This is a genomic window from Enterobacter hormaechei subsp. xiangfangensis, from assembly GCF_001729785.1.
In the GTDB taxonomy this organism is placed as follows: Bacteria; Pseudomonadota; Gammaproteobacteria; order Enterobacterales; family Enterobacteriaceae; genus Enterobacter; species Enterobacter hormaechei_C.
Window position 1 is genome coordinate 3,202,931 of sequence record NZ_CP017183.1, and the last position, 15,138, is coordinate 3,218,068.

The 15,138-nt window shown below is 55.2% G+C and carries 18 protein-coding genes; 4 read left to right on the forward strand and 14 right to left on the reverse strand.

Annotated elements, in window-relative coordinates; translation table 11 throughout:
• Window positions 1-15: 15 nt before the first annotated feature.
• Window positions 16-567: a phosphodiesterase gene (gene yfcE, locus BFV63_RS15260; RefSeq protein ID WP_017692997.1), complete on the reverse strand. Its 552-nt coding sequence runs from the start codon at window positions 565-567 to the stop codon at window positions 16-18.
• A gap of 56 nt (window positions 568-623) precedes the next feature.
• Window positions 624-1,268, reverse strand: coding sequence for a glutathione transferase (yfcF, locus tag BFV63_RS15265; protein ID WP_048240435.1), 645 nt, complete (start codon window positions 1,266-1,268; stop codon window positions 624-626).
• 140 nt (window positions 1,269-1,408) lie between these two features.
• Here yfcF and yfcG point away from each other — a divergent pair, with 140 nt between their 5' ends.
• The 4 genes from yfcG (at window position 1,409) to BFV63_RS15285 (ending at window position 3,934) form a co-directional block, all read left to right on the forward strand.
• Window positions 1,409-2,038 carry a GSH-dependent disulfide bond oxidoreductase gene (gene yfcG, locus BFV63_RS15270; RefSeq protein ID WP_003861434.1) on the forward strand — a complete coding sequence of 210 codons (630 nt, stop codon included), beginning with the start codon at window positions 1,409-1,411 and terminating at the stop codon, window positions 2,036-2,038.
• A gap of 75 nt (window positions 2,039-2,113) precedes the next feature.
• Window positions 2,114-2,482 carry a dihydroneopterin triphosphate 2'-epimerase gene (folX, locus tag BFV63_RS15275; RefSeq protein WP_003861432.1) on the forward strand — a complete coding sequence of 123 codons (369 nt, stop codon included), beginning with the start codon at window positions 2,114-2,116 and terminating at the stop codon, window positions 2,480-2,482.
• A gap of 13 nt (window positions 2,483-2,495) precedes the next feature.
• On the forward strand, window positions 2,496-3,389 hold the full coding sequence (locus BFV63_RS15280; RefSeq protein WP_048240434.1) for a TIGR01777 family oxidoreductase: 894 nt from the start codon (window positions 2,496-2,498) through the stop codon (window positions 3,387-3,389).
• A gap of 44 nt (window positions 3,390-3,433) precedes the next feature.
• Entirely contained in the window at window positions 3,434-3,934 is a 501-nt protein-coding gene (locus BFV63_RS15285) for a GNAT family N-acetyltransferase (RefSeq protein WP_022651543.1), read from the forward strand.
• A 140-nt stretch (window positions 3,935-4,074) separates the two neighbouring features.
• Here the strand turns inward: BFV63_RS15285 and hisP are convergent, their stop codons facing one another.
• The 12 genes from hisP to BFV63_RS15345 all read right to left on the reverse strand — a co-directional run bounded on the left by hisP (window position 4,075) and on the right by BFV63_RS15345 (window position 15,111).
• Window positions 4,075-4,848, reverse strand: coding sequence for a histidine ABC transporter ATP-binding protein HisP (hisP, locus tag BFV63_RS15290; RefSeq protein WP_003861426.1), 774 nt, complete (start codon window positions 4,846-4,848; stop codon window positions 4,075-4,077).
• Window positions 4,849-4,857: 9 nt separating this feature from the next.
• Entirely contained in the window at window positions 4,858-5,571 is a 714-nt protein-coding gene (locus BFV63_RS15295) for an ABC transporter permease (protein WP_003861424.1), read from the reverse strand.
• On the reverse strand, window positions 5,568-6,254 hold the full coding sequence (locus tag BFV63_RS15300) for a histidine ABC transporter permease HisQ (protein ID WP_015572256.1): 687 nt from the start codon (window positions 6,252-6,254) through the stop codon (window positions 5,568-5,570). The genes BFV63_RS15295 and BFV63_RS15300 overlap by 4 nt, the downstream gene beginning before the upstream one ends.
• An 88-nt stretch (window positions 6,255-6,342) precedes the next feature.
• Window positions 6,343-7,125 (reverse strand): histidine ABC transporter substrate-binding protein HisJ, encoded by a 783-nt coding sequence (hisJ, locus tag BFV63_RS15305; protein ID WP_063155741.1) that lies wholly within the window; start codon window positions 7,123-7,125, stop codon window positions 6,343-6,345.
• Window positions 7,126-7,351: 226 nt separating this feature from the next.
• Window positions 7,352-8,134: a lysine/arginine/ornithine ABC transporter substrate-binding protein ArgT gene (gene argT / locus BFV63_RS15310; RefSeq protein WP_048240432.1), complete on the reverse strand. Its 783-nt coding sequence runs from the start codon at window positions 8,132-8,134 to the stop codon at window positions 7,352-7,354.
• 290 nt (window positions 8,135-8,424) lie between these two features.
• A complete protein-coding gene (locus BFV63_RS15315) occupies window positions 8,425-8,994 on the reverse strand; it encodes a UbiX family flavin prenyltransferase (RefSeq protein ID WP_023314587.1) in 570 nt (189 codons plus the stop codon).
• An 89-nt stretch (window positions 8,995-9,083) separates the two neighbouring features.
• The gene (gene purF / locus BFV63_RS15320; RefSeq protein ID WP_008502595.1) at window positions 9,084-10,601 is read right to left on the reverse strand and encodes an amidophosphoribosyltransferase; all 1,518 of its coding nucleotides are present in this window, start codon (window positions 10,599-10,601) and stop codon (window positions 9,084-9,086) included.
• Between the two features lie 33 nt (window positions 10,602-10,634).
• Window positions 10,635-11,123 (reverse strand): colicin V production protein, encoded by a 489-nt coding sequence (gene cvpA, locus BFV63_RS15325; RefSeq protein ID WP_000262116.1) that lies wholly within the window; start codon window positions 11,121-11,123, stop codon window positions 10,635-10,637.
• A gap of 253 nt (window positions 11,124-11,376) precedes the next feature.
• Window positions 11,377-12,063 carry a cell division protein DedD gene (gene dedD, locus BFV63_RS15330; RefSeq protein WP_003861412.1) on the reverse strand — a complete coding sequence of 229 codons (687 nt, stop codon included), beginning with the start codon at window positions 12,061-12,063 and terminating at the stop codon, window positions 11,377-11,379.
• Window positions 12,053-13,321, reverse strand: a complete 1,269-nt coding sequence (gene folC, locus BFV63_RS15335) for a bifunctional tetrahydrofolate synthase/dihydrofolate synthase (protein WP_017692992.1) — start codon at window positions 13,319-13,321, stop codon at window positions 12,053-12,055. Before folC ends, dedD begins: the two co-directional genes overlap by 11 nt.
• A gap of 70 nt (window positions 13,322-13,391) precedes the next feature.
• Entirely contained in the window at window positions 13,392-14,297 is a 906-nt protein-coding gene (gene accD, locus BFV63_RS15340; RefSeq protein WP_003861408.1) for an acetyl-CoA carboxylase, carboxyltransferase subunit beta, read from the reverse strand.
• A 154-nt stretch (window positions 14,298-14,451) separates the two neighbouring features.
• The gene (locus tag BFV63_RS15345) at window positions 14,452-15,111 is read right to left on the reverse strand and encodes a DedA family protein (RefSeq protein ID WP_003861406.1); all 660 of its coding nucleotides are present in this window, start codon (window positions 15,109-15,111) and stop codon (window positions 14,452-14,454) included.
• Between the last annotated feature and the right edge of the window lie 27 nt (window positions 15,112-15,138).

Genomic DNA, 15,138 nt, shown 5'->3' on the forward strand with positions numbered 1-15,138 from the left:
CAGTTGTGGTGTAACTTACGGATTAATCGCTATCTGCGCAATAACTTGCTGATCATTAAGTGCGATAACGCTTAATGTCCCGTCTTCATACATGCCGTAGCTTGCCGGGTTGCCGCCTTTAGGAATGCTGACAGACCCGGGGTTAAAGTGATAAAACGCCCCGCGCTTTTCCGCCACCGGAATATGAGTATGACCATAAACCAGGACATCGCCAGCGGCGAGTGACGGCAGGTTATCCGGGCCGAACAGGTGCCCGTGGGTCAGGAACAAACGGCTGTTTTCCATCAACACCTGTTGCCAGGGAGCGGTAATGGGAAAATGCAGCAGCATCTGGTCAACTTCACTGTCACAGTTGCCGCGAACGGCGATAATGCGCGAGGCAAAATGATTAAGTTTTTCCGCCACCTGCGCGGGAGCATAGCCTTCCGGCAACGCATTGCGTGGGCCGTGGTTTAACACATCGCCCAGGATCACCAGCCACTGCGCCCCGCTTTGGGCGAACAGAGAAAGCACGCGTTCGGTCGCGGGCAGCGATCCATGAATATCCGACGCAAACATCAGTTTCATCAGTTACTCCTCGGGAATACAGACTGCCCCTATCATACCTCAAGCGTCCCGTCTTATCAGCCCGCGCGCTTAGCAGAGAGTGCCAGATAGCGCTGTACCGACGCGCGTTGCCACTGGAATGTGGCGTAATCCACCAGCAGTTGTGGGACGTCATCCCCGTTGAGGATCAGGCGATTGAGCATCAGCGCCAGATCGGTGTCGGCAATACACCACTCGCCAAACAGGTTGGGGTTACCCTGCGCCAGCAGCGATGACGCAGTTTCAATCAGCTTCCGGGCGCTGGATAAGCCTTCCTCACTGAGGGCGGGCTTGTTGACGCCAGCGAACACCACGTCCGTGGAGCGTTCTGTGCGAATCGGCACCAGGTCGCTACGCAGCCACGCCTGGATCTGGCGGGCGCGGGCGCGCTTTTGCAGATCGTGAGGATAGATGCGTTCCCACTCAGGCGGGGCAAATCGGTCCTCAAGGTACTCGTCAATCGCCGAAGATTCACTCAACTCAAAACCGTCGATCTCCAGCACAGGGACTCGGCGAGTGAGCGCGTAGCCCTGCCACTGAGGCTTCAGGTGTTCGCCGCTGTCCAGGTCAACGGTTTTCAGAGTAAAAGTAAGCCCCTTTTCTGCCAGCGCCACATAAACGCTCATGACATAAGGAGAAAAAAAGTTCGCATCGGACCACAACGTTATTACAGGCTGGCTCATAACATCCTCTTCGGCTGATCGGTTTTCACTCAACATATAATCTCTTTGCCTCGCTGTCACTTGATGAAAACTCACGATTTACAACAAGCACCTATACTGATTTTTCATGGCAACACTATTCGCACTGACAGGAGTTGAGAATGATAGATCTCTATTATGCCCCCACCCCTAATGGCCATAAGATCACACTCTTTCTTGAAGAAGCCGAAGTGGACTACCGGATCATTCGCGTGGATATCAGTAAAGGCGACCAGTTCCGCCCCGTTTTTCTGGCCATCTCGCCCAACAATAAAATTCCGGCCATCATTGATAACCTGCCCTCTGACGGCGGCAAACCGTTAAGCCTGTTTGAGTCCGGAGAGATTTTGCTCTATCTGGCAGAGAAAACCGGCAAGCTCCTGAGCGGTGAGTTACGCGAGCGTCATCACACGCTGCAATGGTTATTCTGGCAGTCGAGCGGCCTCGGGCCGATGCTGGGGCAGAATCACCACTTTACGGCCTATGCGCCGCAGACGATCCCTTACGCCATTGAGCGATATCAGGTCGAAACCCAGCGCCTGTACGGGGTACTGAACCGTCGGCTGGAAAAATCACCGTGGCTGGGAGGTGAGCATTACAGCATCGCAGATATCGCCTGCTGGCCGTGGATCAACACCCATGAACGCCACCGGATCGACCTGGCCACTTATCCGGCGGTGAACAACTGGTTTGAGCGCATCCGGACCCGCCCGGCCACCGAACGCGCCATGCAAAAAATCCATCAGATTTGATCCTGCGCCCCGTTGGGTGCAGGTGTTCTCCTCATGTATGATGAGGTGAAAATACTGACACGGAGAAGACCTGCAATGTCCCAGCATGACGCTATTATTCGTATAAAAAACTTACGCTTACGCACGTTCATTGGTATCAAAGAGGAGGAGATCGCGAATCGCCAGGATATCGTGGTGAATGTGGTGATCCACTACCCGGCAGACAAGGCGCGCGCCAGCGAAGACATCAATGACGCGTTGAACTATCGCACGATCACCAAAAGCATCATCCAGTACGTAGAGAACAACCGTTTTGCGCTACTGGAAAAATTAACTCAGGATGTGCTCGACATCGCACGCGAACACCACTGGGTCACTTATGCTGAAGTGGAGATCGATAAACTTCACGCCCTGCGCTACGCCGACTCCGTCTCCATGACGTTAAGCTGGCAGCGCCAGGCGTAAACCTGGAGGTTGTATGAAGATCCTGCTCACCGGCGGTACGGGCCTGATTGGTCGCCATCTCATTCCACGTTTACAGGCGTTGCATCACGACATTACCGTGGTCACGCGCAGCCCGGAGAAAGCGCGCCAGGTGCTGGGCACCGGCGTTGAGATCTGGAAAGGCCTGGCGGAAAGGCAGGATCTGAACGGCTTTGACGCCGTCATCAACCTTGCAGGCGAACCAATCGCCGATAAACGCTGGACCGAAGAGCAAAAACAGCGTTTATGCAGCAGTCGCTGGAATATGACCGAAAGGCTGGCTGAGCTGATTCGCAACAGCGAGACGCCGCCCTCGGTGCTGATTTCAGGCTCTGCTACAGGCTACTATGGCGATCTTGGTGAAGTGGTGGTGACCGAAGAAGAGCCGCCGCACAACGAGTTTACCCATAAACTCTGCGCCCAATGGGAGCGTATCGCCTGCGGGGCGCAGAGCGATAACACCCGCGTCTGCCTGCTGCGCACCGGCGTGGTGCTTGCTCCGAAAGGCGGTATTCTCGGTAAAATGTTGCCGCCGTTTAAAATGGGGCTTGGCGGGCCCATCGGAAACGGTCGTCAGTATCTGGCGTGGATCCATATCGACGATATGGTCAACGGTATTCTCTGGCTGCTGGATAACGACCTGCGCGGGCCGTTTAACATGGTGTCTCCGTATCCGGTACGTAATGAACAATTTGCTCATGCCCTGGGTCATGCCCTGCATCGCCCGGCGGTGCTGCGCGTGCCTGCGACGGCGATTCGTCTGCTGATGGGTGAGTCTTCGGTGCTGGTACTGGGCGGGCAACGCGCGCTGCCAAAACGGCTGGAAGCGGCCGGGTTTACGTTCCGCTGGTATGACCTGGAAGAGGCGCTGGGGGATGTGGTGCAGTGAATATGTTAGAGTTATACGCCATGTCTGGATGATATGGCGTAACTATGGCAACCATCACCACAACCCGGCTTAACCTCACCCCTTTCGAACCTTCTGACTGGGCATTCTTCCGCTCTCTGCGCGAAGACCCCGCCATCATGCGCTATATGGCCGCTATTACACCGGAAAAAGAGACGCGCCGCGTATTTGCCGCACGCCTGATGGCGGAGCATGTCTTTGTAATCCGTCTGCACAACGACGTTAAGCCGCTCGGGGATATCGGCCTGCAAATCAGTGCGGCGAACCGTGAAGAGGCGGATATTGGCTACACGGTTGTGCCTGCCGCGCAGGGAAAAGGCATTGCCAGCGAAGCGCTGCGCGCGGTGTGTGAGTATGCATTTAACCAGACGGGCGTGAAGGCGATAAACGCGTACGTGCTGGCGGATAACGTCGGGTCGGTGCGAGTCCTTGAGAAAGCGGGTTTTGTGCGCACGCAGGTGCTGGAGAAGGCGTACGAGATTAACGGCGTACGGTATGACGACTGGGTGTATCGGCTCGAGTGTTGAATGCCGGGCGGCACTGCGTTTGCCCGGCCTACGGTTTTTGTAGGCCCGGTAAGCGAAGCGCCACCGGGCAATTGGGCGGCTCTGCGGCCTGATGCCCTCTCCCCGGCCCTCTCCCACAGGGAGAGGGAGAAAGGCCAAACCTACTTCAACGAGCCTTTCAGGAACTGCTGCAAACGCGGACTTTGCGGGTTCGCCAGCACCTCGTCCGGATGCCCCTGCTCTTCTATCTTGCCCTGATGCAGGAAGATAACGTGGTTAGAAACGTTACGGGCGAAGCCCATCTCGTGCGTCACCACCACCATCGTTTTGCCCTCTTCCGCCAGCTTCTGCATGATGCGCAGCACTTCGCCAACGAGTTCAGGATCCAGCGCGGAAGTCGGTTCGTCAAACAGCAACACTTCCGGCTCCATCGCCAGCGCACGGGCGATGGAAACACGCTGCTGCTGTCCCCCTGACAGGTGCACCGGATATTTGATCTGCTGCCGCTCGTCGATACCCACTTTCGCCAGGTATTTGACCGCACGCTCGCGGGCTTCCTGCTTGCTTAAGCCGAGCACCTGAACCGGCGCTTCCATCACGTTCTCCAGCACCGTCATGTGGCTCCAGAGGTTGAAGTGCTGGAACACCATCGTCAGGCGTGTACGCAGCAGGCGCAGCTGGTTTTTATCCGCCACTTTAAGCTGGCCGTCTTTATCACGGACCATGTTGATGTTCTGTCCGCTCACCACAATCGACCCTTCGCTCGGCTTTTCGAGGAAGTTGATGCAGCGCAGGAAGGTACTTTTACCCGAACCTGATGAGCCGATAATACTGATCACGTCGCCCGCGTTAGCCTCCAGCGACACCCCTTTCAGCACTTCATGTTCGCCGTAGCGCTTGTGCAAATCAATTACGTTTAATTTGTTCTCAGCCATCATAAATTCTCAGTGCGTCGACGGTTTTATATGCTGCAACCAGCGTTTTTCAGCCTTACGGAACAGGCTGATCAGGACGTAAGAAATGATCAAATAGAGCACTGCCGCAATGCCAAACGCCGTAAACGGCTGGTAGGTGGCAGAGTTAATATCGCGGGCAATCTTTAACAGATCCGGTACCGTGGCGGTAAACGCCAGTGCCGTCGAATGCAGCATTAAAATCACTTCGTTGCTGTACGCCGGCAGCGCAATACGCAGCGCCGAAGGCAGAATAATACAACGGTAGAGCTTCACGGACGAGAAGCCGTACGCGCGCGCCGCCTCGATCTCACCGTGCGGCACAGAACGGATGGCCCCGGCGAAGATCTCGGTGGTATAGGCGCAGGTATTGAGGGTCAGTGCCAGCACCGTACAGTTCAGACCGCTGCGGAAGAACGCGTTCAGCATCTCGGTGCCTTTCACGATCTCCAGCGTGTACATCCCGGAATAGAACACCAGCAGCTGTACGTACAGCGGCGTACCGCGAAACACGTAGGTGAACAGCCAGATAGGGAACTGAATAAATTTATTGTTCGACACGCGGCCAATGGCGAGAAACACCGCCAGAATGCCGCCCATTACCACCGAGGAGATCAGCAGCCACAGCGTGATCGCCACGCCAGTAAAGCGGTAGCCATCTGTCCAAAGCAGGGATTTCCAGTACTCCTGAATAATCTCAATCACAGGTCAGCCCTCTTCACACCCACGGAGTAGCGACGTTCGAGCAGAAGCAGCACACCATTGGAGACGGTCGTAAAGACCAGATAGATTACGCCGCAAACCACCGCAAAATAGAACGGTTCCCAGGTGCTTTTACCTGCCAGCTGCGTGGCCTTCACCACATCTTCCAGACCCAGCAGGGAGACCAGCGCCGTTGCCTTGAGAATAACCTGCCAGTTGTTCCCGATGCCCGGCAGCGCGTAGCGCATCATGGCCGGGAACATGATCCGGCGAAACGTTTGTGAGGAGGTAAAACCGTAGGCGGTCGCCGCTTCAATATGCCCTTTCGGCACGGCCATGTAAGCGCCGCGGAAAGTCTCAGTGAAATAGGCACCGTAGATAAAACCAAGGGTAATAATACCGGCCACCATCGGGTCGATATCGATCTGCTCCATGCCGATGGCATCCGTCACGCCGTTAAGTGCGATTTGCAGGCCGTAAAAGATCAGCAGCATCAGCACCAGGTCAGGCACGCCGCGAATCAGCGTGGTATAGCCTTCAAATATCAGCGCCAGCGGTCTGTTGGCGGATAATTTTGCCCCCGCGCCCGCCAGGCCTATCAGCACCGCCAGCACCACGGAGCTGATAGCCAGCTCAAGGGTGACAAGCGCGCCCTGTAAAATAACGCCAGAAAATCCGTACAGCATACCGCGTGCCCTGTCGTCTCGTGAGTGGTGGAACCGTGTCTTTTCCCCTCCCGGAACGGGAGGGGCCGCACGTTATCAGACGGGGCGATTAGCCGCCGTAAACATTAAAATCGAAGTACTTTTTCGCCAGCTTTTCATAGGTGCCGTCCGCGCGCATCTCGGCGAACGCTTTGTTCAGGGCTTCACGCAGTTCGTTGTCTTCTTTACGCAGGCCCATACCGGTGCCAACGCCAAAGAGTTTTTCGTCCTTAATGGACGGACCGCCGAACTTGTAATCTTTACCCACAGGCTGTTTCAGGAAGCCTTCGCTTGCCGCTACTTCATCCTGGAATGCTGCATCAATGCGGCCTGCCGTCAGGTCTGCGTAGATGTTTTCCTGGCCCTGGTAAGAGACAATTTCAATCCCCTTTGGTGCCCAGTGCTCGTTGCCGTAGGTTTCCTGCGTAGTACCCTGCAACACGCCCACGCGTTTGCCTTTCAGAAATTCAAGGGTTGGCTGAATGTCAGAGGATTTCGCCACCACCAGACGTGAGTCCGCCGCGTAGAGTTTGTCCGTGAAGGCAATCTCCTGCTGACGTTTTTCTGTGATGGACAGGGAGGACATGATCACGTCAATTTTCTTCGCTTTCAGAGACGGGATCAGCGCATCCAGCGGGTTTTCAACGTAGGTACATTGCGCTTTAATGCGTTTGCAAAGCTCGTTAGCCAGATCGATGTCAAAACCGACCAGTTCCCCCTTCGCATTCTTCGATTCGAAAGGTGCATAGGTTGGGTCAGTTCCAATACGAATTTTCTGCGGAATTGCTGCGAATGCCGCGGTGGCGCTGGAAAAAGCCAGTACCAGAGAAAGTGACAACACCAGTTTTTTCATATCTGTCCTCAACAAACTGTCTTAATACGAGATTTTTACGACGACGGGGTGTTGTTAATGTGCCATTAATCCCCTCATTCAGGCAAAGATTAATGCCTTTGAACGGGAATTTTTGCATTATAAATGCTTAACTATGCATACAGCGATCCAGCATGGTGCATGCGTTGCACCATACTGGAACGCAACCCCGCAGAGATGCACCACTTCAGTGCATCTCATTCAGGAATTAATCACCGTAGACGTTGAAATCGAAGTATTTCTTCGCCAGTTTGTCGTAGGTACCGTCTTTACGCAGCTCATTAAACGCTTTGTCGAAGGCGGCTTTCAGCTCGGTATCATCCTTACGCAGGCCAATACCGGTACCGTCGCCAAAGTATTTTTTGTCTTTTACCGACGGGCCGGCAAAGGAGTACTCTTTACCCGCAGGCTGTTTCAGGAAGCCTTCGCTCGCGGCGACTTCATCCTGAAACGCCGCATCCAGACGGCCTGCCGCCAGGTCAGAGTAGATCAGATCCTGGTTCTGGTAAGCCACCACATCGACGCCCTTCTCGCGCCAGTTAGCATTGGCGTAACCTTCCTGGGTCGAGCCCTGAAGCACGCCAACATGTTTGCCTTTCAGCGAGTCGATGGTCGGCTGGATTGGCGAGCCTTTCGCGGCAATCAGACGTGAGTCGGCAGCGTAGAGCTTCTCAGAGAAGGCAATCTCCTGCTGACGTTTTTCCGTGATGGAGAGAGAAGAGATAATGGCATCAATTTTCTTGGCTTTCAGCGACGGGATCAGCGCGTCAAAGTCACTGCCCACCCATGTGCATTTCACTTCCATGCGTTTGCACATCTCATTTCCCAGATCGATATCAAACCCCACGAAGTCGCCTTTCGCATCCTTGGAGGAGAATGGCGCGTAGGTTGCGTCTGTACCGATACGAACTGTCTGTGGAAGCGCTGCATAGCTACTTGCTGCCGCACTCAAGCCCACGAGCAAAGACAGAGCCAGAACCGTCTTCTTCATACATTTACCCTCAAGAACCGTGATTTTATTATGGTTTATGTTGTGTGTTGTGTTGCAGGCTGCTCTTGCAGGTCTTATGCCACATTGTCGTCGGGATAGAACTACGACGTTAAATATGTTAATAAAACGTTGCGATACTGCCTTAATGGTGAAAGATAGCAGGTCTGCCGAACGAACCGGAAAGAGAAAAAAGGAAAAAGCGAATTAAATGTCGAGGATATGATCGCGGTTGCAGTTTTGCCCTGAAACAGGGCAAATTGTCTTTTCATGCACCTTGTTTGTGCACAGATTCACGCCCCCTGCCAGCGGGTAAAGAGATCTTCCGGCAGGTCGATATCGAACTGATCCAGCACGCGGTTAACGGTCTGGTTGATGACATCATCCAGCGTTTGCGGACGATGATAGAACGCGGGGACCGGCGGCATAATCACGGCCCCCAGTTCGGCTGCCTGCGTCATTAAACGCAGATGTCCCAGGTGCAGCGGCGTTTCCCGCACGCAGAGCACCAGAGGACGACGCTCTTTCAGCACCACATCCGCTGCACGCGTCACCAGCGTGTCGGTATAGCTGTTTACAATGCCGGAAAGGGTTTTAATCGAACAGGGCAAAATAACCATGCCGGCCGTTTTAAACGAGCCCGAAGAGATGCTGGCGGCGATATCGCGGGCATCGTGGACAACGTCAGACAGGGCCTGAACGTCGCGCAGAGAGAGATCGGTTTCAAGAGAGAGGGTCTGACGCGCCGCCTGGCTCATCACCAGATGGGTTTCTACGCCTGCAACGTCACGCAGCACCTGTAACAACCGGACGCCATAAATCGCGCCGCTGGCACCGCTGATCCCTACAATGAGTCGTTTCATGATTTTCGCCCTTGCTGATTTCAGGGCAGACTGTGCAGGATTTTACGGGGAGTTGCAAGTGAGGGCGAGCGCCCTCACCTGCATACGCATCAACCTTCGTTGTGCATCTCTAAGCTTTCGAGATCGTTTTGCAGCTGGACGGCTTTCGCATCGTCGTTACGCAGAGAATCCAGATAGTCGAGATACTGCTGGTCAACGTCTTTCGTCACGTAGATCCCATTGAATACCGAGCATTCGAACTGCTGAATATCCGGGTTCTCGGCGCGCACCGCGTCGATCAGATCGTTCAGATCCTGGAAAATCAGACCGTCGGCACCGATGATCTGCCGGATTTCGTCTACTTCACGACCGTGAGCAATCAGCTCGTTAGCGGTTGGCATATCAATGCCATACACGTTCGGGAAACGAATTTCCGGCGCTGCGGAGGCAAGATACACTTTCTTCGCCCCGGCCTCACGCGCCATCTCGATGATCTGCTCAGACGTCGTGCCGCGCACAATAGAGTCGTCCACCAGCAGCACGTTCTTGTCGCGGAACTCGGCGCGGTTAGCGTTCAGCTTACGACGTACTGACTTACGACGCAGCTGCTGGCCCGGCATGATAAAGGTGCGGCCCACGTAGCGGTTTTTCACGAAGCCCTGACGGTACGGCTTGTCCAGAATACGGGCAATCTCCAGCGCGATATCACAGGAGGTTTCAGGGATTGGGATGACGACGTCGATGTCGAGATCGTCCCACTCGCGGGCAATCTTCTCGCCCAGCTTCGTCCCCATATTGACGCGCGCGCTGTAAACGGAAATCTTGTCGATGAACGAGTCCGGACGCGCGAAGTAAACGTATTCGAACAGGCACGGGTTGCTCACCGGATTGTCGGCGCACTGACGGGTAAACAGCTGGCCCTTCTCAGTGATGTAGACCGCTTCGCCTGGCGCGACATCACGCAGGAATTCGAAGCCCAGAGTATCCAGCGCCACGCTTTCGGAGGCAACCATGTACTCGGAACGGCCATCGCCGAGATCACGTTTGCCGAGCACCAGCGGGCGAATGCCGTTTGGATCGCGGAAGGCTACCATGCCATGACCGATGATCATCGCCACGCAAGCATACGCGCCACGGATCTGGCGATTAGTCGCGGCAACGGCAGCAAAAATGTTGTCTGCTTCCAGCGGATAATGGCGGAAGTTATCCAGCTCGCTGGCAAAGATATTGAGCAGGATTTCAGAATCAGAGGTGGTGTTAATGTGGCGACGTTTCTCTTCAAACAGCTTTTTACGCAGCTCGTGGGCATTGGTCAGATTGCCATTGTGGGCAAGCGTGATGCCATACGGGGAGTTAACGTAAAAAGGCTGAGCCTCAGAGGCGCTGGAACTGCCAGCAGTAGGATAACGAACGTGACCGATCCCCATATTACCTTGCAGACGCTGCATATGGCGGGCTTCAAATACATCGTTTACCAGGCCGTTCGCCTTGCGTAAACGGAAGCAGTTGTTTGCATCAATGGTGATGATACCCGCAGCATCCTGCCCACGGTGCTGAAGCACCGTTAACGCGTCATAAATCGACTGGTTTACCGGCATGAAACCGGCGATACCGACAATACCGCACATTCGTCTTTTCCTCGTTAAGCCACATCTCAGGGTTTATGCCCTGGGCAAGAAACTCGACGAGCTTTGCAGATAGTCAAAGAACCATCTGATGATGAAGCTGAACTCCGGAATGAGCTGCGATTTTTGCCAGTCTTCACTTTTGGAGAACCCGGTAAAGGTATCCAGGAAGAACAGGATCGCGGCCACAATGAGCACGCCTCGCAACGCGCCGAAACAGATGCCGAGCACCCTGTCCGTTCCTGACAGACCGGTTTTCTCGACCAGCTGACCTATCACGTAATTGACGATAGCGCCGACAATCAGCGTCGCGATAAACAGCACCGCGATGGCGATTCCGTTTCGGACCAGTTCATCTTCAAAGCCCGTGAACCAGACAGACAGGTAAGTGTAGTAATGACTGGCAACAAAGAAAGCACAACCCCAGGTTACCAGCGATAACGCTTCACGAACAAAGCCACGGATCAGGCTAACCAGACAGGAAAAACCAATCACCGCAATGATGGCGTAATCAATCCAGACCATATGTGTCCCACGATTTAACGCCCTGTCATCCAGTTCGGGGCGAATTCTAACAGAAAAAGAAAACGTTTGCGTAGGGATTTCCTTCCCACGCGTAAATAAAAAAGGCGCTGAAAAAACGCTCAACGCCCCGCACCTTTGACGTTTCTGTGAACGTCTGCCTCCCCCTCACCTCGGCCCTCTCCCTCAAGGGAGAGGGAGTAAACCGACCCCTCGCCCCTTTGGGGAGAGGGCCAGGGTGAGGGGATAATTTCTATCAGTTGGCGCTGTAGTTCATCACCACACCGCTCAGGCCGGAGATTTGCTTCAGCTCGCCAAGCGAACCTTTGAGCTTATCTTTCGACGCATCCGGCCCCACGAGGATACGCGTAATTTTACCCTGTACCGGCGTGGTGGGTGAAGTATAAACACGGTATCCCGCGCCGCGCAGTTTACTCACGATCTCATTGACCTTATCTGCATTTTTCAACGCACCGAGCTGAACGACATAGGCTTTGCCGGTAGGGGCCGCGTCCTGTTTTGCCTGCGGTGGCGTTTCTGAAGCGGCTGCCAGTTGCTCGGCCGCTTTATCCCGCTGCGGTTTCGGCTGCGGCTTCTCCACCGGTTTCGGCTTCTCAACAGGCTTAGGCTGTTCTACCGGCACCGGATCAATCTCGATGTTATTGTTCGTCGCCAGGCGCGAGGGATCGAGCGACGGCGCGGCTGCATCACCTGCGCGCACCTCTTCCGCTGCGCCTTCTGGCGGCTGGGCAGGCAGCGCCTGCGTTGCCGCTGGCAGCATATCGGGCTCGTCGCGATCGCCCGGTTTGGGTACCAGCGGAATGGCCGCAAATTCATCCTGGTAATGCTTTTTCTGCCCGTCGAGCAATCCCGGGAGAATAATCACCCCGAGCGCGACCAGCACAATGGTTCCTGTTAAACGGTTCTGAAACTTACTCGCCACCGGTTCTCCCCGCGTCCATCACTTCCATGACATGTGCCACCGTGTGGAATGACCCACACACCAGCACGGTATCTTCTGGTTTAGCCTCCGCCATCGCGGCACGCCAGGCCGAAACCACACTGCTGTAGATTTCGCCTTTGCCGAGATGTTCCATCAACTGCTCAGCAGTCGCGCCGCGCGGCCCTTCCAGAGGAGCACAATACCAGCTATCGACCACACTCTCCATGCAGGCCAGCGTGCCGCCGATATCTTTATCATGAAGCATACCGATAACCGCCAGCACGCGCCCGGTTTTTGGTAACGATTTAAGACGTCCTGCGAGGTACGCCGCCGCATGCGGGTTATGTGCAACATCCAGAATCAGACGCGGTGACTCACTCACAATCTGAAAACGTCCTGGTAACAGTGCGTTCTGAATGCCATCGCGGATTGCCTGCTCGCTTACCGCTAATCCGCTGGCGCGCAGGGCTGCCAGCGCAGTCGCCGCGTTAGGCTGTGGCACCTGCGGCAGGGGCAGACTCTCCAGCACGCCCTGCGCATCGCTGAAGCGCCAGCCGTTGTCCTGCACCTCATACTGCCAGTCCACGCCGCGACGCAGCAGACGAGCGCCCTTCTCTTTCGCTACCTCAGCGATGGTATGTGGCATGTCCGGTTCGCCTACCACGGCAGGCTTATTGGCCCGGAAAATACCGGCCTTCTCACGGCCAATGCTCTCGCGGTCCGGGCCCAGCCAGTCGGTGTGATCCAGCGCGATGCTGGTGACGACGGCGACATCCGCATCCACCATATTGGTGGCATCCAGACGCCCGCCCAGCCCCACTTCCAGGATCACCACGTCCAGCTGCGCCTGCTTAAACAGCCACAGCGCCGACAGGGTGCCATATTCGAAATAGGTTAATGAGGTTTCGCCGCGCGCCGCTTCGATAGCGGCAAACGACGCCGTATGGGCCGATTCCGCCAGCTCGGTGTTTTGCACCCGCACGCGCTCGGTATAGCGCACCAGATGCGGCGAGCTGTAAACGCCAACTTTGTACCCCGCCGCCATCAGGACAGATTCCAGCGTGCGGCAGGTGGTGCCTTTACCGTTAGTGCCGGCGACGGTAAACACGAAAGGCGCGGGTTTCAGCACGTCAAGACGCGCGGCAACCTGGCTTACGCGCTCAAGGCCCATGTCGATAGTTTTACTGTGCAGGTTTTCCAGATAAGAAAGCCACGCGGCCAGGGGCGACGTGGCTTGAGGAATGCTTTTATTTTCCATGATGCCCGGTTGTCATTAACGGTTTAGAAAGCAAAAGGGCAGCGCCATTCGGCCCTGCCCTTTTCAGTTATCAGGCCTCGGGTTCCTGATCCGGTACCACCACGCCTTCGCGCGGCTCGTCCGGGTTAGGCGCTGGCAGATTCATCAGCTTCGCCAGAATGCTGGCCAGTTTCAGGCGCATTTCCGGACGGCGGACGATCATATCGATAGCGCCTTTCTCAATGAGGAACTCACTGCGCTGGAAGCCCGGCGGCAGTTTCTCACGTACGGTCTGCTCGATAACGCGAGGACCGGCAAAGCCGATCAGCGCTTTTGGCTCCGCGATGTTCAGGTCGCCCAGCATGGCGAAGCTTGCAGAAACGCCGCCCATGGTTGGGTCGGTCAGTACCGAAATGTACGGCAGACCGCGCTCCTGCATTTTCGCCAGCGCCGCAGAGGTTTTCGCCATCTGCATCAGGGACATCAGCGCTTCCTGCATACGTGCGCCACCGGAGGCGGAGAAGCAGATCAGCGGGCAGTTGTCTTCCAGCGCCTGCTCAACGGCACGCACGAAACGCGCGCCGACCACGGAGCCCATTGAGCCGCCCATAAAGGAGAACTCAAACGCGGCGGCAACCACCGGCATTTCATGCAGGGTGCCTTTCATGACGATTAGCGCGTCTTTCTCGCCGGTCTCTTTCTGCGCAGAGGCCAGACGATCTTTGTATTTTTTGGAGTCGCGGAACTTGAGCACATCTTTTGGCTCCAGTTCGCTGCCCAGTTCTACCAGAGAACCTTCGTCCAGCAGGCTATGCAGGCGGTTGCGCGCCGACATACGCATATGGTGGTCACACTTCGGACACACCTCAAGATTGCGTTCCAGCTCTGCGCGATACAGAACCTGGCCGCAGCTATCACACTTCGTCCATACCCCTTCAGGAATGCTCGCTTTACGCGTTGGGGTAATGTTGCTTTTAATTCGTTCAATCCAGCTCATTGATAACCTTTCTGCCTGAACCTGGTCGTATGCCAGTTTTGCTGTAAGAGGCGAATAATGCCATTTTTGCCTCCAACAGACCATGAATGTTGCACATTAAAACATAACAGCCCGAAACTTTGGATAAAAAAGTGGTCGAACCGCCAGCGTGCATTTACTTCGCTTGCTTTGCCGCCGCGCGTTTGTGACGGATAATTTCGATGACGCCAGGCAGTACGGAAAGCACAATAATCGCTACAATCAGTAACTTAAGGTTTTCCTGAACCACCGGCAGATCGCCAAACAGGTAGCCTGCATAGGTGAACAGCAGCACCCACAGCAGCGCGCCCACCACGTTGTACATGGCAAAATGACGATAGGACATGTGACCCATTCCCGCCACAAACGGTGCAAATGTACGCACAATAGGCACAAAACGGGCAAGGATAATGGTCTTACCGCCATGGCGCTCATAGAACGCATGGGTCTTATCTAAATAACTGCGGCGGAAAATCTTCGAGTCCGGATTACTGAACAACCGCTCGCCAAACACCCGCCCGATGGTGTAGTTGACCGCATCACCAACAATCGCGGCGATGATCATCAGGACGACCATCAGATGGACATTCAGGTCATTCGTTGGCAGTGCGGATAACGCGCCCGCCACGAACAGCAGTGAATCTCCAGGCAGGAACGGCGTAACCACAAGGCCGGTTTCACAGAACAGAATGAGGAACAGAATGGCGTAAACCCAGACGCCGTACTGCGCGACCAGCTCCGCCAGGTGAACATCAATATGCAGGATGAAATCAATCAGAAAACGTATTACGTCCATATTGTCTAAGCCCTAATTGCACCTTTG